This is a genomic window from Snodgrassella sp. CFCC 13594 (genome assembly GCF_001590725.1).
Classification (GTDB): Bacteria; Pseudomonadota; Gammaproteobacteria; order Burkholderiales; family Neisseriaceae; genus Snodgrassella.
In genome coordinates, this window is record NZ_LQXR01000001.1 from 282,586 (window position 1) to 303,917 (window position 21,332).

Consider the following 21,332-nt stretch of genomic DNA (forward strand, 5'->3'; position numbering starts at 1 on the left):
TAACTTAATATTCAGCCAATGGCGCCCAATGTATCGTCACCTTGGCTGTGTTTTTTGGGCAGTAAAAATAAAGTGGCCAGAATATCCAGTAGATAAATCACGGCCAGTAACGAGATGGCTGCGATAAATGACCACTGCGATACCAATAGGCCAATCACCAAAGGGCCGAACCCGCCCACGCCGCGGCCTAAATTGAATAAAACATTTTGTGCGGTGGCACGCACTTGGGGTTCAAAAGTATCGGAGATTAGCGCACCATAGCCACCAATCATGCCATTGACAAACAGCCCCATTACGGCGCCAGCAAAGAGCATGACCGTGGGATTGGTGAGTTGTGCATAGATGATAACCATGATGGCTGCGCCCGCTTGATACAACAGAAAAATTTTCCAGCGGGCAAATCGATCTGCCAATACACCAAATAGCCAGATCCCCACAGTCATGCCAATCACGGTTACGGCTGTCCACAGGCCTGATTTGGTTAGGCTAAAGCCGAAATTAGATGCCAAATATGCAGGCATCCAAATCATCAGGCCATAGTAGCCAAAATTTTGTACCGAACACAAAATAAAAATCCCCAAGCTGGCCTTGGTGGTGTGCCTGTCTTTAAACAATAATTTTAAACGAGACAGAAAAGAGATGTTTTCTTGCTTTTGCGCACTGTGCACGAAAGCTTGAGGCTCGCCCATACTGCGGCGAATCAGCCAGGAAACCAGTGCGGGTGCTAATCCAACCAAAAACATGCCGCGCCAACCAATTAAAGGGAGTAGCAATGGGGTGAGAAAAGCTGCCAGCAATACGCCCAGCTGCCAACCTATACCCACCCATGCCGATGCTCGATTGCGTTTTTCTGTTGGCCATGCTTCGGCAATCATGGCCATGCCAATGCCAAATTCCCCGCCCAAGCCTACCCCTGCCAAAGTACGATAGATCAACAAATCCCAGTAACCTTGTGCCAGGGCGCATAGACCGGTAAAAACAGAAAACATTAAAATAGTTAGAGACAAAATTTTAATTCGTCCGTAACGATCGCTTAAATGACCGAACACGATCCCGCCCAAAACGGCGCCAATCAGTGTCCAAGTCACCAATGAGCCTGCCTGTGAGTGGTTCAGCAGCAGCGATGCGCTGATGGCGGGCAGCATGAACCCCAGTATCAGTAAATCAAAGCCATCCATGGCATAACCGCTGATGGCGGCAACCATCGCTTTGGCGGGTGTCAGTGGTTTTTTATCTGAGTGGGTATTGCTCATGGTGTGTATGCCTTATCCCTTAATTGGTGGGGGTGTATGGTGAAATTATGCTTGCTGTGGCAAAGTGCGGCTGCGCGTGTCGAGAATATTGATGACACGGTTGGCCGTGATGCCATCAGCTACATCTGTTTTGCTGACGACTGGCGGCGTGGCGATGAATGCTTCTCTATCAAACGCGGTGTCACCACCGTGTTTGAGCATTTGGCCTGGTTGCAAATGGTGAAAATCAAATAAATCGGTGTCGGCCAGATGCGAAGGAACCACATTTTGTAAAGCAGAAAACATGGATTCAATGCGTCCTGGAAATTGTTGATCCCATTGCTGCAACATGTCTTTAATCACTTGTCGCTGTAGATTGGGCTGAGAACCACACAAATTACACGGGATAATGGGGAATTGTTTGATTCCGGCATAGCGCACCAAGTCTTTTTCTTTGACGTAAGCCAAAGGTCTGATCACCATATGTTCGCCATTGTCAGACAAGAGCTTGGGCGGCATGGCTTTCAATTTGCCACCGTAAAAAAGGTTGAGAAACAAGGTTTCCAAAATATCGTCGCGGTGGTGACCCAAGGCAATTTTATTGCAGCCTGTTTCTTTGGCCACTCGATACAAAATGCCACGACGCAAGCGGCTACATAAGCCACAGGTTGTTTTGCCTTCTTCTATCACCCGTTTGACCACGCTGTAGGTGTCTTCTTCGATAATTTGAAACGGGATACCCAATTGCTGGAGGTACTCAGGCAAAATGTGCGTGGGGAAACCAGGTTGTTTTTGATCCAAGTTGATTGCCAGCAACTCAAATTCAATGGGTGCTGATTTTTGCAGGCCCATCAAAATGTCCAGAAGGGCATAGCTGTCTTTGCCGCCGGAGAGGCAAACCATGACTTTGTCGCCATGTTCAATCATGCGAAAATCATTGATGGCGGCACCCACTTGGTGGCGCAATCGTTTATGGAGCTTGTTGTTTTCGTATTGGGATTTGGGTGTGTGCGACATGGCCGATTGCTGAGCAAATAATGTGTATTGTACACGCAGCGATGGGCACTCGGGTAATGGCTGCCTGAATCATTCAGGCAGCTTTTTACGATCACTGATGGTGTTTACACAATCAAAATGGCACGAAAATCGTTGATATTGGTGCGGGTAGGACCTGTTTTGAGCAGTTGTTGGACGCCACTAAAAAAGTCATAAGCCCGATTTTGGGTTAATAAAGTGTGGGCATCCAAATGGTGAAGCTGGGCTTTGGCCATCGTGTCGGGTGTGAGCCAAGCCCCAGCGTTGTCTTCGCTGCCATCAATGCCATCGGTGTCGGCGGCCAAGGCATAAATGCCTTGTGCGCCATTGAGTGCGAGCGCCAATGCCAGTAAAAACTCACTGTTGCGCCCACCTCGGCCTTGGTGATTGCGTACGGTGACGGTGGTTTCGCCGCCACTGAGGAGCAAGGCTGGTTTGACAAGTGGGCTATTGGTGGCCTGAATATGCAAAGCCAAACCAGCCAATACTTGTGCCACTTCGCGAGCTTCACCGCTGATGCGGTCACCCAAATACAGGACATTCAGGCCTTTTGCTTGTGCCCACTCAGTGGCGCTGGCAAAGGCTTGGTTGGCGGTGGCAATGATGTGATGGCTTTGGTTGACCAATGTTTTCGGCGTTTCAGCTCAGCGCTGCGCAAATACTGTTGCACATGTTCAGGCAACGCAATGCTAAATTGGCGGACGACCCGTGCCACGTCGTCTAAGGTGCTACTGTCGGGTACCGCAGCACCAGAGCCAATGGTGCTGATATCATCGCCCACCACATCCGAAATGGCGAGTGTCAACACCTGCGCTGGCGCGGCAGCTTCGGCCAAACGCCCACCTTTGATGCGTGATAAATGCTTGCGTACGATATTCATCGCTTCTATCGGCGCGCCACTAACCAATAATTGGCGATTAACTGCCTGCTTATCGACTAGGGTTATCCCTTCTGCAGGTAGTGCAGTCAGCGCAGAGGCGCCGCCGGAAACCAAATAAATCACCCAATCTTCAGCCGATAAATTCGTTACGGCATCAAGCAGCGCTTGCGCGGCAGCGGCGCCTGCGTCATCGGGCAAAGGGTGGCTGGCTTCCAACACACGAATGTGTTGAGTGGGTACACCATGGCCATAACGTGTGACCACCACCCCATTTAATGGCACATCCGCATAAGGCCAAATTTGTTCTAGTTCTGCTGCCATGGCCGCAGCTGCTTTGCCTGCCCCCACCACGACAACCTTTCCCTGGGGGCGCTCAGATGGCAGGAATGCGGCAATTTTTCCTTCCGGCAAGGCTGCCTGAACGGTTTCTTTAAATAGGTTTTGCAAACAGCCAATTGCATCTTGTGTGCTGAAAATCGGTGTGGTCATTAAAGTTTATCCCATTTAAGTGCCAGAAAATCAATCAGGCTGCGGACTTTGGCACTGAGAAACTCTCGATCCATGTACGCCGCATATAAGGTGTGTTGCTCACGGGAGAATGCAGGCAATACGATGGACAAACGCCCTTGCGCCAAGTCGTCTTTTAATATCCATTCGGGCAAGTAAGCCAGCCCCGCGCCACTGACGGCTAATTGGTGCAGCATCAATGCATTATTGCTGCTCACTGCCATTTGGATGGGGACGTCCATGTTGACATAAGTCGGCATCAAGCCCAAATGCTGGTGTAAATCCGCTAGGTCGGCAGGCGTTCCATGTTGTTTTAAGTAGCCCGGACTGGCCACCCAATGGAAACCCACTTGAGTGAGTGGGCGAACAATCAAATTGGGTTCGGGGTGGCTGGTGACGCGTAAAGCCAAATCAATGCCCTCAGCCACCAAATCAATATGGCGGCTGTCGAGGTTGATGGACAAAGTGACTTCTGGATATTGTTGCCGATATTCAGCCAACAAGCGCGCAAAATAGGGCGTGGCTACCCAAGCGGGTGCCGTGATTTTGAGTAAGCCACGCGGCGTGACCGTCCCTTCCTGTACCACTTTGCCAGCTTCATTCAAAGTATCTAACGCCAATACACAGCGTTGGTAGTAGGTTTCTCCCGCTTCGGTGAGGCTGATGCGGCGGCTGGTGCGGTTCAGTAGCTTGGCTTGAATGGTTTTTTCCAGATGGTGCACATGCTTGCTCGCCATGGCCGTTGAAATATCCATAAAATCAGCGGCTTTGGTGAAGCTACCCAATTCAACCACGCGGCGGAAAACCCACATACTTTGTAAAGTATCCATGCTTATACTTTCTTAATAGGAAATAATCCATCATCGTTTATGGTATCGTTTTCTTTTTTGTTCTTCAATACAATGTGTGTTGAATCAATCACACCACATAAGAGAAGGAAGACGATTATGACTCAATCAACAGGCAATTCACTCCACCGTTGGCAACTGCAAGTATTGGCACTGTTGCGTGTGGTAACGGCTTTTTTGTTTATCCAACATGCCACCGCTAAATTCTGGGAATTTCCCATCTCAATGACAGAAGGCCATGGCGGGATTCCATTGTTGTCCTTAATGGGTGCAGCGGGAGTTATTGAATTGGTGGGTTCAGTATTGCTGATTTTAGGTTTGTTTGTGCGCCCCGCGGCATTTATTTTGGCGGGTCAGATGGCTGTGGCTTATCTGGGCTTTCATGTTTTGCAATGGAGTGGTGTGCACACTTTGTTGACGCCATTAGCCAATCAAGGCGAAAGCGCCGTGCTGTTTTGCTTTATTTTTCTGTACTTGGTTGTCGCCGGTGGCGGTGCATACGCCTTGGATAATCGATTCTGCCGTCAATCAGTTTAACTGCCGTCTTGCCCCCAGACAGGCAATGAGCAGTGCCATGAATGAAGAACACAATTCGCAGTCTTGGCATGAAGGTAAATGACGGGTGACACCGGGGTGGCCCACTCAAATAGATACGTGATGATATTCAGGCAGCTTTAAATAGCTGCCTGAATGCATATAAAAAGCGAGGTAATGATAATGCAAACCAATGTCAAAATGCCGGTATTATTTATTGGTCACGGATCACCTATGCTGGCTATCGAAGACAATCCCTTTACGCCAAAATGGCGAGAGGCAGCAGAGAATATGCCCAAGCCGCGTGCAGTATTGTGCATTTCTGCGCACTGGGAAACCTTAAATATCGCTGAAACGGGCAGCACTGATCCTGGTCTTGTGTATGATTTTTATGGCTTCCCACCTGCCTTGTATCGTGTGCAGTATCCAGTTCAGGCTGATCTGGCGCTGGCCAGCGAAATACAAACTTTATTGCATGAAATCGTGCCTGTGCAGGAAGATGTTGAGCGCGGTTTTGATCATGGCAGTTGGACTGTAATGAAGCATATGTATCCCAAGGCAGATGTGCCATTGATACAGTTGAGCCTGTGCCGCCGATTGACGCCACAATCACACATCATCTTGGCCAAGAAATTGGCTCAATTGCGTGAGCAAGGGGTGTTGATTATCGGCAGCGGTAATTTGGTCCATAATTTGCGCTTACTGGATTGGCAGCATATGAACGATGCCGATTATGCTTTTGATTGGGCGCGCCGGGCGCAAAAAACATTGTTGGACTTGGTGATCAAAAATGATATCGCGGCTTTGGCGGATTTTGCTGCTTTGGGTGAAGATGTGGCCAAAGCCGTGAACAGTGCTGAGCACTTTTTGCCTTTGCTGTATGTATTGGCTCTGCGCGAGGAGAATGAGCATATTCGGATTTTTAATCAACAATTTGTAGGCGGATCTCTTGACATGACATGTGTTGAGATTGGTGGTGAAATGGCTGCCTGAAAAGGATGTGGTCATGAATGGAGGTGCACTGCCTCATGCCGTTTAATGCGTCAATAGCCTGCCCATGCTGTGGCAGGCTATTGACATATTGCCCATGGGCAAGCGACTTATTTAGACAAGGCTTGATGGTGTTTAGATAAAGGTTTAGTTTTGGCTCGGGTTTAAAGCCAGCTTTTGATGCGCGCCACGCCTTTGGCCATATGATCAATGTCACGAGTATAAGCAAAGCGCAGGAAATGATGGGTGTGATGGTGCCCGAAATCTACGCCGGGTGTGGTAGCGACATGGGTATCGGACAATAGTTGTTGAGCAAAAGTAAGGCTGTCTTGGCTGTAGCGGCCAATATCAGCCCAAAGATAAAAAGCACCTTGTGGCGGTGTAGCAATATCAAACACATCGGCTAATGCGGCATACAAATAATCGCGCCGTTGCTGAAATTCATGACGTACCCAAGCCAGGTAGCTGTGGTCAAATGCTTCCAGGGCGCCGTATTGGCTGAGGGTGGGGGCACAAATAAACAGATTTTGGGCGATGATTTCGGCGGCGCGGACTTGTTTTTTAGGCACAATAATCCAACCTAACCGAGCACCTGGCATGCAAAAATATTTGGAAAACCCATTAATTACATACACCTCATCGCTGAATTGGAGGGCTGTCGCTGCGGGTGTGTCATACACCAAACCATGGTATAGCTCATCAGATATAAAAGCACAATCGCGTTCGGCGCATGTGTGGATTAAGGCTTCCAACCTATTTGGCGTGTAAACATTGCCGGTAGGGTTGGCGGGTGATGAAATTTGCAAGGCTTGAAGAGAGGCATCATGCAAGGCATCAGGATGAAGTTGGTACTGTTCATCTGCCTCAACTGGAAAACTGTGGGTGCGTGCATGAAGGAAAGCGGCAAAGTTCTGGTAGCAAGGATAGCTGGGGTCGGTTAAGCCCAGCACATCATTTTTGCCCAAGGTTAGCCCATAGGCAATCAGAAAGGCGCCGCTGGTGCCTGGCGTGAGCAAGACTTGGTCGGGACTGATGTTGACATTGTAGGTATCGACATAGTGCTGACAAATGCGTTCTCGCAATGCAGGTAGGCCCAAGCTCTCCGTATAACTAAAGCGATTGCGCGCCACTGCTTCGGTAATGGCTTGGCGCACACTAGGCGCGGGGGCTAAGTCTGGTTGGCCGATTTCGAAATGCACGGCGTCTTCATATTGTGCGGCCTGGCGCACAATATCCATCACGATGAAAGGGGTTAATGTCGGCTGTGTGGGCATGGTAATTTAATCGAGTATGGTGGGGTTTCTGGCAGCCTCAGGCCAGTTTTGATAACACTGCTGGCCCATATACAACGGCCTTTAATCGACTGCACAGAATTTTATACAGCGTTCGTTGCTGATATCTTAGTGTTAGGGCATGGCTATGCAGCGATTATCGGCGCCACTCAATGTGGTATTCGCTTACTGGCCGCGCAGAAACAGCGCATCCAAATCCTGTAGTCGCAGCTTAATCCAAGTGGGGCGGCCATGATTACACTGATTGGCGCGCTCGGTGGCTTCCATGTCACGCAGCAGTGCGTTCATTTCTGGCAAGGTGAGCTTGCGGCCAGCACGTACGGAGCCGTGGCAAGCCAACATGGCCAATAGGTGGTTTTCGCGCTCCAATACCGTACGGCTGGAACCCACATCTGCCAATTCCGCCAACACCTGCTTGACTAAGGTGGCGACGTCACTTTTGGCCAGCATGGCCGGCACCGTGCGCACCGCTAAAGTGTGGTTGCCCAATTGCGATACATCCAAGCCATATGTATGCAAAACTGAAGCGTGTTCTTCGGCCGCCGCGATTTCTTCGTGTGTGGCCTGAAACGTGACAGGAATCAACATGGCCTGGCTACACACAGCGCCTGTTTCATCTCTCTGGTGCTTCATTTTTTCGTAGTTCACGCGCTCTGCGGCGGCATGCATGTCCACCAGAATCAACGCTTCTTGGGCCTGCGCCAAAATATAAATATCGAGCAATTGGGCCATGGCATAACCCAATGGCGGCGCGGATTCTACGCTCATTGCTGCTGGGGCGGGTTGCCTATTCAAGCCATGATTGGCTTCCCAATTAGCCAGTTCTAAATCATTTTCTGGGGTCGTCGATGCGCTGTTTGGTCTCGCGTCTTGGCGGTAGAGCTCGGCATACGTGGCCAGCGCATGTTGTGATTCACGCAAGTTCAGCGGCCGCTGTGTTGGCGCGGGCGCCCGGTGGTAAGGCTCAGGTGTGCGGCTATTGTGTAGAAGCGGCGCCGCTTGATCAAATAAGTGTTGTACTTCTGCGGGTTGTTGCGCCATCACTTGTTGCAATACCGCTCCAGGTTGGCTCACGGATTCCGTACGGGTGGCATCGGTGGCAGCCAATGCTTTATTGAGGGTATGAAATACCAGCTGGTGTACGGCTTGGCTGTGGCGAAAGCGCACCTCAGTTTTGGTGGGGTGGACGTTGGCGTCTACTTCAGCTGGCGGTATGTCCAAATAAAGTACAAATGCAGGTGTCATCGCTTGATGCAAAACATCGCGGTAAGCTTGTTTGACTGCGTGTAAAACCACTTTGTCACGCACAAAGCGTTTGTTGACAAACACATATTGCTGGCTACTCTTGCCTTGTATGAATGTGGGTTTGCCGATATAGCCATGGATGCGCATGGGCCCAGCGCCACTGTCGACGCTCAAGCAGGCTGCCTGAAAATCACTGCCCACTATGGCTGCCACCCGTGCGCATTCGTCTCCGGCAGGCAGGGCAAGAATGGTTTTGTCGTTGTGGGTCAAGTTGAAGCCGATATTGGGGTGTGCCAGAGCCAGTCGTTCAGTCATGGTTAGGCAATGGGCATACTCCGTATTTTCTGATTTGAGAAATTTACGTCTGGCTGGCGTGTTGAAGAACAGCTCTTGGATGTCTACGCTGGTGCCTGTGTGTAAAGCAGCTGCTTTGGGTGCGCTCAAATGCCCATCTTCGGCATAAATCTGAGTGGCGTGGGTGGCGTTGGCGTGACGGCTGGTGAGGGTAAGGCGGCTGACCGATGCGATGCTGGCCAAGCCTTCACCACGAAAGCCCATGCTGGCAACCGATTCTAAATCGGCCAAGCTACGAATTTTACTGGTGGCATGGCGGTGTAAGGCCAAAGGCACGTCTTCAGCCACCATGCCGCAGCCATTGTCGCGCACGTTTAGGCGTTTGATGCCGCCGCCCCATAAGCCAACATCAATTTGAGTGGCGCCCGCATCAATACTATTTTCTATCAGTTCTTTCAGGGCATTAGCGGGGCGTTCGACCACTTCGCCAGCGGCAATTTGGTTGATCAAGTGATCAGGTAATAGAGCAATGTGGGTCATGAGATTAGCCTTCAGGCAGCCTTAAACTGCCTGAACATAAAAAGATACTAAACGGTATCACGTGCCATGCTGGCAGGCAAACCAGTGTGCAGCAGAATGGTTGCGGCCAGTTAAACCCGTTTGGCCGCTATTTTGTGGCGCACAATTTCGATGACGGCTGGCAACAAAGAAATCACAATGATGGCGGCCAATACTAAGGATAGGTTCTCTTTCACCACGGGCAGTTGACCAAAAAAATAGCCGGCATAGGAAAACAGTAAAACCCAGGCAATGGCGCCAATGATGTTGTATTTCAAAAAGTGGCCATAATGCATGTGGCCCATCCCGGCTACAAAAGGGGCAAAGGTACGCACAATGGGTACAAATCGGGCAATGATGATGGTTTTGCCGCCATGTTTGGCATAGAACGCTTCGGTTTTTTGCAAATAGCTTTGCTTGAAAATTTTAGAGTGCGGATTGGCAAATAGCTTGGCGCCAAAGTATTTGCCAATGGCAAAATTAGCGGCGTCGCCCAATATGGCAGCTATCAACAATAAGGCTACCATGAGGTGGATGTCCATTTTGCCAATGGCGGCAATACCCCCCGCCGCAAACAACAATGAATCACCGGGCAAAAAAGGCGTGACCACCAAACCGGTTTCACAAAAAATAATGAAAAACAAAATGGCATAAATCCATACGCCATATTGTCCTGCCAGTTCTTGCAAGTGTTGGTCGATGTGTAAGATGAAATCAATCAGGGCGGTGATGATGTCCATGAGTTAAGAATGAAGGTTGAGGTTTAATCCGTTATTTTAACGGATTCGCGCGGTGGTGCGGCAATTGTTTGTATGTAATGGGTTGGCAACATAAGCTCGCTGATGCGTTATTCGATGATAGAATTGAATTTCCTTTCAGGCAGCCTTGGGCTGCGTGTTGCCATCAACCCTTTGATGACCCAGAGATTATGAGCCAATACGTATATTCGATGTTGCGGGTGAGCAAAACCGTGCCGCCGCAAAAACAAATTATTAAAGACATTTCTTTGTCATTTTTCCCAGGTGCCAAGATTGGTTTGCTGGGTTTGAATGGCGCAGGCAAATCCACCGTTTTGAAAATCATGGCTGGGGTGGACAAAGAATTTGAAGGCGAAGCGGTGCCCATGAGCGGCATCAAAATTGGTTATTTGCCGCAAGAGCCGCAATTGGATGCTGATAAAACCGTGCGCGAAGAGGTGGAGTCGGGGCTCGGTGAGGTTGCTGATGCACAGAAACGCCTAGATGAAGTGTATGCCGCCTATGCCGATCCAGATGCCGATTTCGATGCTTTGGCGGAAGAACAAGCCAAACTTGAAGCCATCATTGCTGCGGGTGCTGGCGATAATATTGAATTGCAATTGGAAATTGCAGCTGATGCTTTGCGGTTGCCTGAGTGGGATGCGCTCATTGGGCAATTATCGGGTGGTGAAAAGCGACGCGTGGCTTTGTGTAAATTGTTGTTGAGTAAGCCTGATATGTTGTTGTTGGATGAACCGACCAACCATTTGGATGCCGAATCGGTGGAGTGGTTGGAGCAATTTTTAGTGCGTTTCCCAGGCACCGTGGTGGCGGTTACCCATGATCGTTACTTTCTCGATAATGCCGCTGAATGGATTTTGGAGCTGGATCGTGGCCACGGTATTCCGTGGAAAGGCAATTATAGTTCGTGGCTGGAACAAAAAGAGGATCGGTTGGCGCATGAAGCCAAAGCTGAGGCCGCTCGCATCAAAGCCATGAAACAAGAGTTGGAGTGGGTTCGCCAAAACCCCAAAGGGCGCCAAGCGAAATCGAAAGCACGGTTGGCTCGCTTTGATGAGTTGTCCAACTATGAGTACCAGAAACGTAATGAAACTCAGGAAATTTTTATCCCAGTGGCTGAGCGACTGGGGAATGATGTGATTGAGTTCAATCACGTCAGCAAGGCGTTTGGTGATAAATTATTAATTGATGATTTGAGTTTCCAGATTCCGGCGGGTGCGATTGTGGGCATCATTGGGCCCAATGGCGCCGGTAAATCAACGTTGTTTAAAATGATTACCGGTACTGAGCAACCAGACAGTGGTGAAGTCAAAGTCGGCCAAACGGTACACATGTCTGTGGTGGACCAAAGTCGTCACGGCTTGCATGATGACCAAACCGTGTTTGATGAGATTGCTGAAGGCCGCGACATATTGCAGGTGGGTCAATTTGAGATTCCTGCGCGGGCATATCTGGGGCGCTTTAATTTTAAAGGCAGTGACCAAAGCAAAATTGTGGGCAAGCTTTCTGGCGGTGAGCGCGGGCGTTTGCACTTGGCCAAAACCTTGATTTCGGGCGGCAATGTATTGTTGCTGGATGAACCTTCTAACGATTTGGATGTGGAAACCTTGCGTGCGTTGGAAGACGCCTTGTTGGAGTTTGCCGGCAGCGTATTGGTGGTGTCGCATGATCGCTGGTTTTTGGATCGCATTGCCACGCATATTTTGGCAGCGGAAGGCGATTCTAAGTGGGTGTTTTTTGATGGCAATTATCAAGAATATGAAGCTGATAAAAAACGTCGCTTGGGTGAAGAAGGGGCTAAGCCCAAACGCATTCGCTACAAACCGGTGATCCGTTAAATCGGCTTAATCCCGCGTGATTTTGGTTTCAGGCAGCCTTGGGGCTGCCTGAATTATTTGTGCTGGCATGAATATGCGGATTGATGGATGCTGATGGCCGACCTCTTATGTAATGCAATTGGTTTGTGCATCGTACACAAGCAAAGAGGCTTGCTGGCACTCACTTTTGTTCTAGGCCGGTATGATTCAACAAACATGGCGAATAATGATTTCAGCATGCATTGGCGCATATACGCCTGAGGCCATTTCATCCATTGAGTGAATATTTATCTTTTGTCACACCGGGATTCATCTGTTTCAATGTCGGCATTCATCGCTCATTTGGGATACACCCATGAATATTCGGTCTTTGCAACACAAAACCATGGTGGCTGGCAAAACACAGCAACAACGGTTGGCTCAATACCCTTTGATTGCGTCATTGCAAACATTGGCACCCATGGCCTGGTTTAACCCACGAATTGCACCTGCTGATATCGGTTTGGCCGATGTGGGGTTGAGCCTAGCTGATGTGCGCGATGCCGAAGCAAGATTAGGCCGTTTTGCCTCATTCATTGCTCGTGCATTCCCTGAAACGGCGCCCAGCATGGGCATGATTGAGTCGCCCGTGGTCGCTGTGCCCACGTTTCAGCAGCACCTTGAGCAGCGTTATCAAACTGCGCTTAGTGGTGCCATGTGGCTGAAACTAGACAATGAACTCCCGATCTCGGGTTCCATCAAAGCGCGTGGTGGAATTTATGAAGTTTTGCAACATGCCGAATGCTTGGTTTTTCAGGCAGGACTGTTGGCTGAAACCGATGACTATGCAGTGCTCGACAGCGAGCGCTTCCGCGCCTTCTTCAGGCAACACAAAATCGCTGTGGCTCTACCGGCAACTTGGGTTTGTCGATTGGCATCATGGCTGCCAGATTGGGCTTTGAGGTCACAGTACACATGTCTGCCGATGCGCGCCAGTGGAAAAAGGATCAATTGCGAGCACAGGGTGTGGATGTTAAAGAATATGCCTCCGATTACAGTTTGGCGGTGGCAGAAGGGCGGCGCCAAGCAGAAAGCGATGCCCAATGCTATTTTATTGATGATGAAAACTCAACCAACTTGTTTTTGGGTTATGCGGTGGCGGCTTGCCGATTGCAAGCACAGTTGGCACAAGCCGGCGTAGTGGTGGATGCCACGCATCCTTTATTTGTTTATTTGCCCTGTGGCGTGGGCGGTGGGCCAGGTGGCGTGGCGTTTGGTCTCAAGCTGATGTTTGGCGATGCGGTGCATTGCATCTTTGCCGAGCCGACGCATTCGCCGTGTATGTTGTTGGGCGTATATACAGGTTTGCATGATGCTGTTTGTGTACAGGATTTCGGCATTGATAATGTGACCGCAGCTGATGGTTTGGCAGTAGGGCGGCCTTCGGGTTTTGTGGGCAAAGCAATGCAGCGTTTGATTGATGGTTACATCACCGTAGCAGACGATGAGTTGTATGCCTTGTTGGCCTTGCTATACCAAACTGAAGGCCGACAATTGGAGCCTTCGGCGATAGCGGGTGCACCGGGCATGGTGCACGTTTTGTCTGATGTGGCCACCGCCTACCGCGCCCGCTTGGGTTTGCCTTCTGCACATATGCAACAAGCCACGCATTTGGTTTGGGCCACGGGCGGCAGCATGGTGCCAAAAGACGAAATGAAGGCCTATATTACCAAAGGCGCCATGATTTTGCGTCGCTAGGTTGATGAGGAAGCATGCTATGTTGGATGTTTTTGATGACCATGATCCCTTGCGCAGCAGGTTAGATAGTACGCAATTTGCGCATCTGCATACTTTTTTTGTGGTGGCGCGCTTGTTGAGTTTCCAAAAGGCCGCGAATACTTTGTTTATCAGTGCCAGTGCGGTGAGCCACCGCATCAGCAAATTAGAATCGGCTTTGGGATTTAGGCTTTTTGTGCGTTTAACACGGCGCATTGCGCTGACCCAAGATGGTTTGCGTATTTTTAATATTCTAAACGAAACCATGGCTCATTTGGCTAATGCGCTTCAGCCAATGAGCGAAGCAAATATTGCTGGACGGATTGCAGTTTATGCGCGTCCATCGTTCGCGCGCTGCTGGTTGATGCCTAGATTGGCCGTGTTTGCCCAATATTATCCAGAAGTGTGTGTAGATGTTCGCACGGGTAATGATCCGATTGATTTTCGTTTGCATAACATGGATTTGGCCATTGAATACGCCGGTGGCGATTTTGTGGGCTTCAACAGTGAGCAGCTCTTGGGTGAGCGCATGACACCTGTTTGTAGCCCCCAATATGCCGCCCAACATCATGTGCATCAATACCCAGAGCGCTTAACTGATTGCGTGTTGTTGCATGATGCGTTTGCTTGGCCGCATGCAGTCCATGATGCAGAGTGGCAGATGTGGTGGCAGTACGCTGCCCAAAAAGGGGCTTTGCCTACGCGCTGTTTTACTTTTGACAGTGCTGATTTGTGTCTCACTGCGGCTTTGAATCATGTAGGCGTGGCGATAGGCCGGGAACAGTTGGTGAGCCCCTATTTGGATAGTGGTTTATTGGTGAAGCTTGGGGTGATTTTGTGCCTTTATCGTCCTATGGCTATTATTTGATATACCCACGCCGCCATGATTTGTCATTGATCGCGCAGGTTTTCAAGGCTTTTTTGTTGGATCAAGCGGCATTGTGTCTCGTATCCAATTAGAGTAATCATTATTTGATTAAATGACTGAGCTTTTTCCATTTTCTAATTTTTGTTCTAAAGTTTGAAAATGGGGCGACAGTATTGATATGTACCCATTTATATATCGGCCATTGTGCTTGTGTGGTCGCCCATTTCCGTTGTTGAGGTTTGAAAATGGTTGCTTCCGGCAAGCCGTTAAGCCAAGCGCATAGTTGATTTACTGCAAGGGTTAACTGTTGACCTTGTTCATCTAATGTTAGATTGCCATATTGTTGATAGAAATTTAAGTATAGCTTGCCAAGCTGATTCCATTTGTGGCCAATCGCAGGTGTAATCACCTCGATCCCTCTTTGCTCCAGTCTTTCCCACTTCAAGAGTAAATTAATCCAACCCAGTTGGTAAGATAAATTTTCTGAGGGGCTGCGATCAATTGTTTCGAAATGGATATCTTTCATGCTTTCGGGAATCTCTGCAAATTCAGCAATATATTTTTGATATTTATTTTGAATTGCTTGGATTAACTCTGCTTTATCTTGATATGTTTTCATCTATTTTTATCTTTTAGATTAATTTCAAAGGGTTTTTATTTGGGAATTGAGATGGATTGATGGGGTGCAGAGTGGGCAAGAAGACAGATGGCTAATCAGATGTGAGTGTGCCGAATACACGGTATTTCTCATCAGCTAAGCACATTCAGGCAGCCTTTTCAGATTGCCTGAATGTGCGGTGGCTAATGTGGTTTATTTTTGAGCGGGCTTGGCTGAGTTTTGTTCGCGAAAATAAGCCCATTCTTCCACCACGCGACCATCTGGTAAGTGGCACATTGCCGATTGATTGCCTTTGGCATCAGTTTGGGGCGCCAATGAACCGCCTTGTGCCACACAGAATTTGGCCGCTGGGTTAGCCATATTGAGTAGCGGTTGTTTGTCACTGCTGCAGGCGGCCAAGGTCATTACGGGTACGGCCAACAACAACCATGATGTTTTTTTCATGAACAAACTCCTTGATATTGAGTGGACATAGCAATATTTGCCATGTCGTTATGGATATTTGCCCAACAGAAGCGAACAGCCGAATCTGCCGGCACATGTTGTGAATTCTATTCTAGCCGATTGATGGCATCAACAACAGCCGTGCAGATGCAGAATCAAACGGAGTTTGTGTGGCATGGATCATCTCCATCCGTTGCTGCCGGATTGAATTCAGGTTGTGATAATATCCGACTCCAATGGGCCTAAGTTTGGCTGGATAAATGGTGTTCGTGAGCGTTAATGGGGTGGCTCAGTGTGTCCAACTCAAGCACGAATAGATTTAATTGAAATGCATTGGTAGTGTAATACGCGGATGGGAAACCCAAGTAGCCGAGTAATCATGCTTGGTAGCCATGCCGATTCGATTGTCTTCAATATTAAAGTAATGAAACATCAGTTTGATGGACCATAAAAAGGATGAATCAATGGATAAGCCATCAATGGCGGACGAATTGGCGCGCTTGTTTGAGCTGTATGAAAAGGGGGCGCTAACGAAAGAAGAGTATGAGCAACAAAAGGCCATTGTATTGGCGGGGGCTCAACACAAAGAGCCAGTATCACCTCACCTCAGTGAGGATGATACTGCCAAGCGTAATGCTGTGCTGCCGGCTGTTTCTTCGACAGCAGCGCCGAGCCAGCCGCCGATGATGGCCGCGCCGGCTAAAAACAATACCAACATCGTTTTGATGGGTTTGGGCATTATTGCATTGGCCGCTATTGGTGTGGTTGTGTGGTTATACAACCAACCCAAAGCATTGCCTAATCCGGTGGTGACTGCCGCGAGTGCAGCGAGCGAGGCCCATCAAGCAAGTGAGCGTGCAGACGGACTTTCCCCTGAAGCCTTACAAAAAGCGCTTTTTGATGCCAAGCAAACTTATACCACTGCAGACACACAGCTCAATACGGTATGGAGTGAATTGGATGATGATTTGAAATCTGTGTTGAAATCAGGCCAAGCTTCTTGGATACGGCAAAAACAGGCCGATTGTACGCAGGCACCCAATACATCCGCTGCTGAAGCTGAGGTTGACCGGTTAACTTGTGAAACCAATATGATTAATGAACGCATCGATGCATTACAAACGGCGCAGGTGCAGATGCTGCCGAAAGTGAAAGCAGCCAAATTGGCTGCGGTGGATGCGCAATCCGATAGCGCGTTGTCTGCATTGGGCCGCACATGGAATGCGCTGCCTGAAACCGTTCAAGAACAATTGGGTCAAGATTTTGATCAATGGGCGAAGGAAACCAATGATCGCTGCGCCGATGCATCTTCTTCTGATTCTCAAGTTCAGATTAAAATTGATTACAATATGTGCTTGATCAATGCAGTGAAAGCCAAGAATAATGAATTGAAAGGCTATAAAATATAAGCAGAGCATGGCTGGTGCCATGCCTTTCAATACAATCTTGGCATGCGTTATGCCGGTTGATGCTGCCCCAGTGACAGTATGCTCTTGAACGGATTATTGGGTCATGACTTAAGCGAAGCGGGTAAACACAGATTAAGGACGAGTATTTGGTTACACTGACTGGTTTTCCACAAGCCAAAGGGTGTTTAAATAGAAAATCAAAGCCAATATTTCTGTTGCGTTGCGGTGTTGTTTAATAGCCGCTTTGGGATTAACTGCTTAGGTCAGGCTTTTTCAGGCAGCCTTAAGCTTGCCTGAAAAAGCGACCCACCTAAGCTTGAGTATTTAAGCTGCGTGTTGCTGCGCTTCTTTGGGCCAGAGTAAAGGGAACAGCGGATGGGCCAAGGGTGATCCGGCTGGCAGTTCCTCATTCAATCCTGGGAATTCGGGCGAGGTTTTCCATGGGCGTGGGGCATGCACCATGTCATCGCCAGTGACTCGTACTGAATAGGCGCGGCGGGTATTTTTGGAGCCTTGTGAAGCATGCAAGGTAAGCATGTTGAAACACACCACATCACCAGGCTCAAGCGCCCAGCCCAAAATGGGAAAATCTTCACGGTGGCTTTCAATGTCTGGCAATTCGGCCAAGCTGCCTTCAGGGAACCATTTGGCGTCATTGTCTTTAAATCCACGCGGCATCAACCAAGGGCCCAAATGGGTGCCTGCCACAAATTCTAGTGTGCTTTCACGGGGTACTGGATCTACAGGTATCCAAAAACTGATATTTTGATGGCCATCTAAATTATAGTAGGGCTGATCTTGGTGCCAAGGTGTTTTCTGTGAAGTGCCTGCTTCCTTTACCAGAATGTGATCATGGTTTAATCGCGCGCTATTGCTGCCCATCAGCGCAGCAGCAGTAGGGCCTAAATCGCTATCAAACACCACATGATGGTATTCGGGGATGCGATCCCAACAGCAAAAATCTTGGAAAAAGCGGCCACTGTCACCTTCTTTGCTGTACCACTTAGCGCGTGAGCTGGGCTGTTGCATGTTTTTTTCCACCCCAGTTTTTAAAGTGGTGATGGCATCAGCAGACAACAAGCCGCGCAAACACACGGCGCCGTCGCGCTGGAATGATGCAATCGAATCTTCAGAAACGCGGTAATTCATGGTGTATTCTCCGTTACAAAAGTACGTGTTGGACCAGCTGATTATATGGATGCATCACGAAGTCATTGAATCGGATTTGGATAAGGGCAAGCTCAGAAATTCAAAATTACAATTTTATGTCGTTTCTTTTACAGTGACATCATGTTTGAAAAACACCTTGAATTTGAAACCACTTACACAAAACAGAGAGGATGCCTCATGAACATGATGTCTTTAATCCGTCGTCGTACTGCCTTGTCATTGATGGTGTGTGCTGTCTTGGGCGCATGCTCACAGCAAGCCAAAGACAGCAGCGGTTCTGCCCCTGCGGCAAGCGCTGCAGCCACCAGCACACCCGCAGCAGCCACGAAATTGGTGGTGGGTTCCGACATGACATTCCCACCTTATGAATACCTTGATGGCAGCGAACCCAAAGGTTTTGACATCGAGCTCATGAATGCCATTGCCAAAAACATGGGCAGTGAAGTCAGCTATCAAGACACGCGTTTCACCAATTTGATTCCAGGCTTGGAAGGGGGCAAATTTAATCTGTTAATCTCTGCTTTGTATATGACGCCGGAACGCATGCAAAAAGTGGATATGATTCCATACTTCAAAACCGATGAAGGCGTGATTGTAAAAGCGGGCTCTAGCTATCAGCCGAAAGGCAAAGCCGATTTGTGTGGCAAAACCATTGGCACTCAAAAAGGCACTGCATTTGTGCAACAGTTGAATACCATCTCTAAGGAAACCTGTCAGGCTGCTGGTAAAGGTGCCATTACCGTTCGTGAATTTGAAACTTCGCCTCAAGCCACTCAGGCTTTGTTGGCCAGCGCTGTTGATGCTCAATATGATGATGCGGCTGTGTTGAAAGGCGCGGTAGATAAATTGCAAGGAAAAGTGGCTTTAAGTACCACGGAAACATTCTTCCCTGTGGTGAGCGGGATTGCCGTGAAAAAAGGCGACAAGGCTACGTTTGACAGCATCAGCGCTGCTTTGCAAAAATACAAAGACTCAGGTGATTATGCCAAATTGTTGCAACAATATGGTTTGAAGGAACCCACGCAAGCCGATGTAGACGCGATCAAATAAGGCCAATATGGTTTCAAAAGCCCGGCGGCATGAGTCGGGCTTTTTCATGTTTCCTGCCTGATGCGCATGTTGATAACAAACTCAATTCACAAAAATAAAGGCAGCCCAAAGGCTGCCTGAATAGTGGATGGGTTTAATGACTGATTACCAGGACACTTTGACGCCCACAGAACCATTGATTGGTGCGCTGTTGTGAGTGTCGCCACCATTAGACCAAGTGTGACCCAATTCGCCGTATATTTTGACTGCATCATTCAAAGCGTAGGTGGTGCCCAATGCCAATTCTGTGCTGCCGTGGTGACCGCCAGAACTTAAAGTGTTGGCAGATGAAGAGGTGGTGAAGGTGGTCCGGTCACCGCCATTCGGTGAATAGTAAAAATTCACACGAGCATAGGGTTCCATTTTACCTTGGCCGACCGCGTATTCACCTTGGATGCGCGCGCCCACGCGGAACAGCCATGCATTATTGTGGTCATGGCTAACCGTGGTTACACCAGAAATATCGCTGTCATCCAGATCCAACCATTGGTGCATGATTTGTGCTTGTGGCTCAATTTTCCAATTGCTGTTACCCAAGGCAAATGGTTTGCCAACTTCAACTGAAGCAGTTACGCCATTGCCTTTCAATTTACTGTTATTGCCATTGTTGGGTTCAACAGTGACACGGTGGCGACCACCTTGCAAAACCAAATCCACGTAAGTGCCATCATCCCAAGTGCGATTGCCATAGGCACCCAAGAAATAGGATTTGGTGGTGTTGCTACCCACAGAACCATTCACGCCACCGGCGTTGCCATCTACATCTAAATCGCCTTGTAAATAGCCTGCATAGGCGCCCAATCGCCAGCCATGGCTGCGCCATGAATCGCTACCCAATTGTAAGCCTGTATAATTACCGCTGGTTTGTGCATTGGCCGCACCATTTTGCTCGATTTTACTGCGGCCACTAATCACCCGTCCCCAGGCAGCACGGTCATCCACAGAAGGTGTTTCACCTATGCGCTTGTGCATATCTGCCAGCATTAAACGATCAGCTTCCCGCAATTGGGCACCGATGGCTGAATACAAAGGAACTTCCTTGCGATATGCGGTGGCGTTGTTTTGCGCTTGTGAGCGCAAGTACCAATCTTCACCTGTGCCAGTGGCATTGCCTTTGTATAAATAATATTCATAAGCGCCTGCATCCACATGGGTACCAGCCAAGGTAAATGCATCGTTGGTGCTGGTGCCGCCGACGTCGACAATTTCACTACCATTGCCCGTTGTTTGCGCACCCAATCCGCCAACGTTGGTGACTTGAACTGTGGTGTTGCCGCTAACGTTGCCACCAACCACCAATTTGTCAGTTGTGCTGTTGTCATCACCCAATACAGTATTCAAGGCCAATACGCCGCCTTTGCCCACGTAATCACCATTAACGGTTAAGGTGGTACCTGCTTGGTCTTTACCTAATTTAACGATTCCTGCATTGGCTAAGGAAGCAATGGTTTGATCGTATCCCGCCAAATCTAAAATGCCATTAGCGTCGATGGTGAAATTTGAATTGGGACTTAATGTATTTGCTGCACCTGCTGCTAACGTTGATGAAGATACACTGGTATCACCAGAATAGGTATTGCTCCCGGTGGTGATCAACTCACCCGATACGTCTTTGGTTAATGATCCATTACCTGAAATATTGCCGGTAATGGTGGTGGTGCCGCTGCTGACATTGGTGTTGCCATTATTGATGACATCGCTGCTAATGGTATTGTTGCCTGAAAGATTGATGTTGCCGGTCGTTGTGTTGTCAATCGTACCACCAGTAACGGTGGCATCCTTAACATCAAAAGTACCTGTGTTGGTAATGTCAGAACCGGTGAAATCAACCGTACCGGAAACATCCACGGTACCAGCGTTATTCAGCGTAACATTTTGTGCAGTGGTGGTTTGAGTATTGCCGCAAAGATCGGTGGTGCAGTCACCAATCACAAAATATTCTCTTGTGCGCTAGGGGGCCGTTAGCTTGTTGTGGCTATGTTCCTGAA

At 48.9% G+C, this 21,332-nt stretch carries 19 protein-coding genes; 7 read left to right on the plus strand and 12 right to left on the minus strand.

Going from position 1 to position 21,332, the window contains the following annotated elements; all coding sequences use genetic code 11:
- Positions 1 to 11: 11 nt before the first annotated feature.
- The 5 genes from A2F46_RS01320 to A2F46_RS01335 form a co-directional block, all read right to left on the minus strand.
- Positions 12 to 1,253: an MFS transporter gene (locus A2F46_RS01320; RefSeq protein ID WP_066565733.1), complete on the minus strand. Its 1,242-nt coding sequence runs from the start codon at positions 1,251 to 1,253 to the stop codon at positions 12 to 14.
- Between the two features lie 45 nt (positions 1,254 to 1,298).
- The gene (gene ttcA / locus A2F46_RS01325; protein WP_066565735.1) at positions 1,299 to 2,249 is read right to left on the minus strand and encodes a tRNA 2-thiocytidine(32) synthetase TtcA; all 951 of its coding nucleotides are present in this window, start codon (positions 2,247 to 2,249) and stop codon (positions 1,299 to 1,301) included.
- 104 nt (positions 2,250 to 2,353) lie between these two features.
- Positions 2,354 to 2,893 carry an MOFRL family protein gene (locus A2F46_RS12850; RefSeq protein ID WP_231867665.1) on the minus strand — a complete coding sequence of 180 codons (540 nt, stop codon included), beginning with the start codon at positions 2,891 to 2,893 and terminating at the stop codon, positions 2,354 to 2,356.
- Positions 2,809 to 3,636 (minus strand): glycerate-2-kinase family protein, encoded by an 828-nt coding sequence (locus A2F46_RS12855; protein WP_231867666.1) that lies wholly within the window; start codon positions 3,634 to 3,636, stop codon positions 2,809 to 2,811. The genes A2F46_RS12850 and A2F46_RS12855 overlap by 85 nt, the downstream gene beginning before the upstream one ends.
- Complete coding sequence (locus A2F46_RS01335; protein WP_066565737.1) at positions 3,636 to 4,484, minus strand: LysR family transcriptional regulator; 849 nt, start codon at positions 4,482 to 4,484, stop codon at positions 3,636 to 3,638. Before A2F46_RS01335 ends, A2F46_RS12855 begins: the two co-directional genes overlap by 1 nt.
- A gap of 117 nt (positions 4,485 to 4,601) precedes the next feature.
- Between A2F46_RS01335 and A2F46_RS01340 the strand changes: the two genes are divergently transcribed.
- The gene (locus A2F46_RS01340; RefSeq protein ID WP_066565739.1) at positions 4,602 to 5,039 is read left to right on the plus strand and encodes a DoxX family protein; all 438 of its coding nucleotides are present in this window, start codon (positions 4,602 to 4,604) and stop codon (positions 5,037 to 5,039) included.
- Positions 5,040 to 5,219: 180 nt separating this feature from the next.
- Positions 5,220 to 6,029: a dioxygenase gene (locus A2F46_RS01345; RefSeq protein ID WP_066565741.1), complete on the plus strand. Its 810-nt coding sequence runs from the start codon at positions 5,220 to 5,222 to the stop codon at positions 6,027 to 6,029.
- Positions 6,030 to 6,190: 161 nt separating this feature from the next.
- On the opposite strand, the gene A2F46_RS01350 is transcribed toward A2F46_RS01345, so the two are convergent.
- The 3 genes from A2F46_RS01350 to A2F46_RS01360 form a co-directional block, all read right to left on the minus strand.
- Entirely contained in the window at positions 6,191 to 7,300 is a 1,110-nt protein-coding gene (locus tag A2F46_RS01350) for an aminotransferase class I/II-fold pyridoxal phosphate-dependent enzyme (protein WP_066565742.1), read from the minus strand.
- A 183-nt stretch (positions 7,301 to 7,483) separates the two neighbouring features.
- Entirely contained in the window at positions 7,484 to 9,397 is a 1,914-nt protein-coding gene (gene mutL, locus A2F46_RS01355) for a DNA mismatch repair endonuclease MutL (RefSeq protein WP_066565746.1), read from the minus strand.
- A gap of 110 nt (positions 9,398 to 9,507) precedes the next feature.
- Complete coding sequence (locus tag A2F46_RS01360) at positions 9,508 to 10,149, minus strand: DedA family protein (RefSeq protein ID WP_066565909.1); 642 nt, start codon at positions 10,147 to 10,149, stop codon at positions 9,508 to 9,510.
- A 191-nt stretch (positions 10,150 to 10,340) separates the two neighbouring features.
- Here A2F46_RS01360 and ettA point away from each other — a divergent pair, with 191 nt between their 5' ends.
- The 3 genes from ettA (at position 10,341) to A2F46_RS01375 (ending at position 14,613) form a co-directional block, all read left to right on the plus strand.
- Positions 10,341 to 12,011 (plus strand): energy-dependent translational throttle protein EttA, encoded by a 1,671-nt coding sequence (gene ettA / locus A2F46_RS01365; RefSeq protein ID WP_156471529.1) that lies wholly within the window; start codon positions 10,341 to 10,343, stop codon positions 12,009 to 12,011.
- An 897-nt stretch (positions 12,012 to 12,908) separates the two neighbouring features.
- Entirely contained in the window at positions 12,909 to 13,727 is an 819-nt protein-coding gene (locus tag A2F46_RS13335) for a D-serine ammonia-lyase (protein ID WP_304437928.1), read from the plus strand.
- Positions 13,728 to 13,746: 19 nt separating this feature from the next.
- Positions 13,747 to 14,613, plus strand: a complete 867-nt coding sequence (locus A2F46_RS01375; RefSeq protein ID WP_197457509.1) for a LysR substrate-binding domain-containing protein — start codon at positions 13,747 to 13,749, stop codon at positions 14,611 to 14,613.
- 100 nt (positions 14,614 to 14,713) lie between these two features.
- Here A2F46_RS01375 and A2F46_RS01380 read toward each other — a convergent pair whose 3' ends face one another.
- Both A2F46_RS01380 and A2F46_RS01385 read right to left on the minus strand, forming a co-directional pair.
- On the minus strand, positions 14,714 to 15,232 hold the full coding sequence (locus A2F46_RS01380) for a ClbS/DfsB family four-helix bundle protein (protein ID WP_066565748.1): 519 nt from the start codon (positions 15,230 to 15,232) through the stop codon (positions 14,714 to 14,716).
- A gap of 192 nt (positions 15,233 to 15,424) precedes the next feature.
- On the minus strand, positions 15,425 to 15,676 hold the full coding sequence (locus A2F46_RS01385) for a DUF333 domain-containing protein (protein WP_066565750.1): 252 nt from the start codon (positions 15,674 to 15,676) through the stop codon (positions 15,425 to 15,427).
- Positions 15,677 to 16,140: 464 nt separating this feature from the next.
- Here A2F46_RS01385 and A2F46_RS12425 point away from each other — a divergent pair, with 464 nt between their 5' ends.
- Positions 16,141 to 17,085, plus strand: coding sequence for a lysozyme inhibitor LprI family protein (locus A2F46_RS12425; RefSeq protein ID WP_066565752.1), 945 nt, complete (start codon positions 16,141 to 16,143; stop codon positions 17,083 to 17,085).
- 324 nt (positions 17,086 to 17,409) lie between these two features.
- On the opposite strand, the gene A2F46_RS01395 is transcribed toward A2F46_RS12425, so the two are convergent.
- On the minus strand, positions 17,410 to 18,234 hold the full coding sequence (locus tag A2F46_RS01395) for a phytanoyl-CoA dioxygenase family protein (protein WP_066565754.1): 825 nt from the start codon (positions 18,232 to 18,234) through the stop codon (positions 17,410 to 17,412).
- Positions 18,235 to 18,432: 198 nt separating this feature from the next.
- Between A2F46_RS01395 and A2F46_RS01405 the strand changes: the two genes are divergently transcribed.
- Complete coding sequence (locus tag A2F46_RS01405) at positions 18,433 to 19,305, plus strand: ABC transporter substrate-binding protein (RefSeq protein ID WP_197457510.1); 873 nt, start codon at positions 18,433 to 18,435, stop codon at positions 19,303 to 19,305.
- A gap of 144 nt (positions 19,306 to 19,449) precedes the next feature.
- Here the strand turns inward: A2F46_RS01405 and A2F46_RS01410 are convergent, their stop codons facing one another.
- Complete coding sequence (locus A2F46_RS01410) at positions 19,450 to 21,276, minus strand: autotransporter outer membrane beta-barrel domain-containing protein (protein WP_066565757.1); 1,827 nt, start codon at positions 21,274 to 21,276, stop codon at positions 19,450 to 19,452.
- Between the last annotated feature and the right edge of the window lie 56 nt (positions 21,277 to 21,332).

What these genes read in the sequence shown, in the direction of transcription:
- A2F46_RS01320 (WP_066565733.1), bottom strand. Translation starts at nt 1,253, where the DNA reads ATGAGCAATACCCACTCAGATAAAAAACCACTGACACCCGCCAAAGCG.
- ttcA (WP_066565735.1), bottom strand. Translation starts at nt 2,249, where the DNA reads ATGTCGCACACACCCAAATCCCAATACGAAAACAACAAGCTCCATAAA.
- A2F46_RS12855 (WP_231867666.1), bottom strand. Translation starts at nt 3,636, where the DNA reads ATGACCACACCGATTTTCAGCACACAAGATGCAATTGGCTGTTTGCAA.
- A2F46_RS01335 (WP_066565737.1), bottom strand. Translation starts at nt 4,484, where the DNA reads ATGGATACTTTACAAAGTATGTGGGTTTTCCGCCGCGTGGTTGAATTG.
- A2F46_RS01340 (WP_066565739.1), top strand. Translation starts at nt 4,602, where the DNA reads ATGACTCAATCAACAGGCAATTCACTCCACCGTTGGCAACTGCAAGTA.
- A2F46_RS01345 (WP_066565741.1), top strand. Translation starts at nt 5,220, where the DNA reads ATGCAAACCAATGTCAAAATGCCGGTATTATTTATTGGTCACGGATCA.
- A2F46_RS01350 (WP_066565742.1), bottom strand. Translation starts at nt 7,300, where the DNA reads ATGCCCACACAGCCGACATTAACCCCTTTCATCGTGATGGATATTGTG.
- mutL (WP_066565746.1), bottom strand. Translation starts at nt 9,397, where the DNA reads ATGACCCACATTGCTCTATTACCTGATCACTTGATCAACCAAATTGCC.
- A2F46_RS13335 (WP_304437928.1), top strand. Translation starts at nt 12,909, where the DNA reads ATGGCTGCCAGATTGGGCTTTGAGGTCACAGTACACATGTCTGCCGAT.
- A2F46_RS01375 (WP_197457509.1), top strand. Translation starts at nt 13,747, where the DNA reads ATGTTGGATGTTTTTGATGACCATGATCCCTTGCGCAGCAGGTTAGAT.
- A2F46_RS01380 (WP_066565748.1), bottom strand. Translation starts at nt 15,232, where the DNA reads ATGAAAACATATCAAGATAAAGCAGAGTTAATCCAAGCAATTCAAAAT.
- A2F46_RS01385 (WP_066565750.1), bottom strand. Translation starts at nt 15,676, where the DNA reads ATGAAAAAAACATCATGGTTGTTGTTGGCCGTACCCGTAATGACCTTG.
- A2F46_RS12425 (WP_066565752.1), top strand. Translation starts at nt 16,141, where the DNA reads ATGGATAAGCCATCAATGGCGGACGAATTGGCGCGCTTGTTTGAGCTG.
- A2F46_RS01395 (WP_066565754.1), bottom strand. Translation starts at nt 18,234, where the DNA reads ATGAATTACCGCGTTTCTGAAGATTCGATTGCATCATTCCAGCGCGAC.
- A2F46_RS01405 (WP_197457510.1), top strand. Translation starts at nt 18,433, where the DNA reads ATGAACATGATGTCTTTAATCCGTCGTCGTACTGCCTTGTCATTGATG.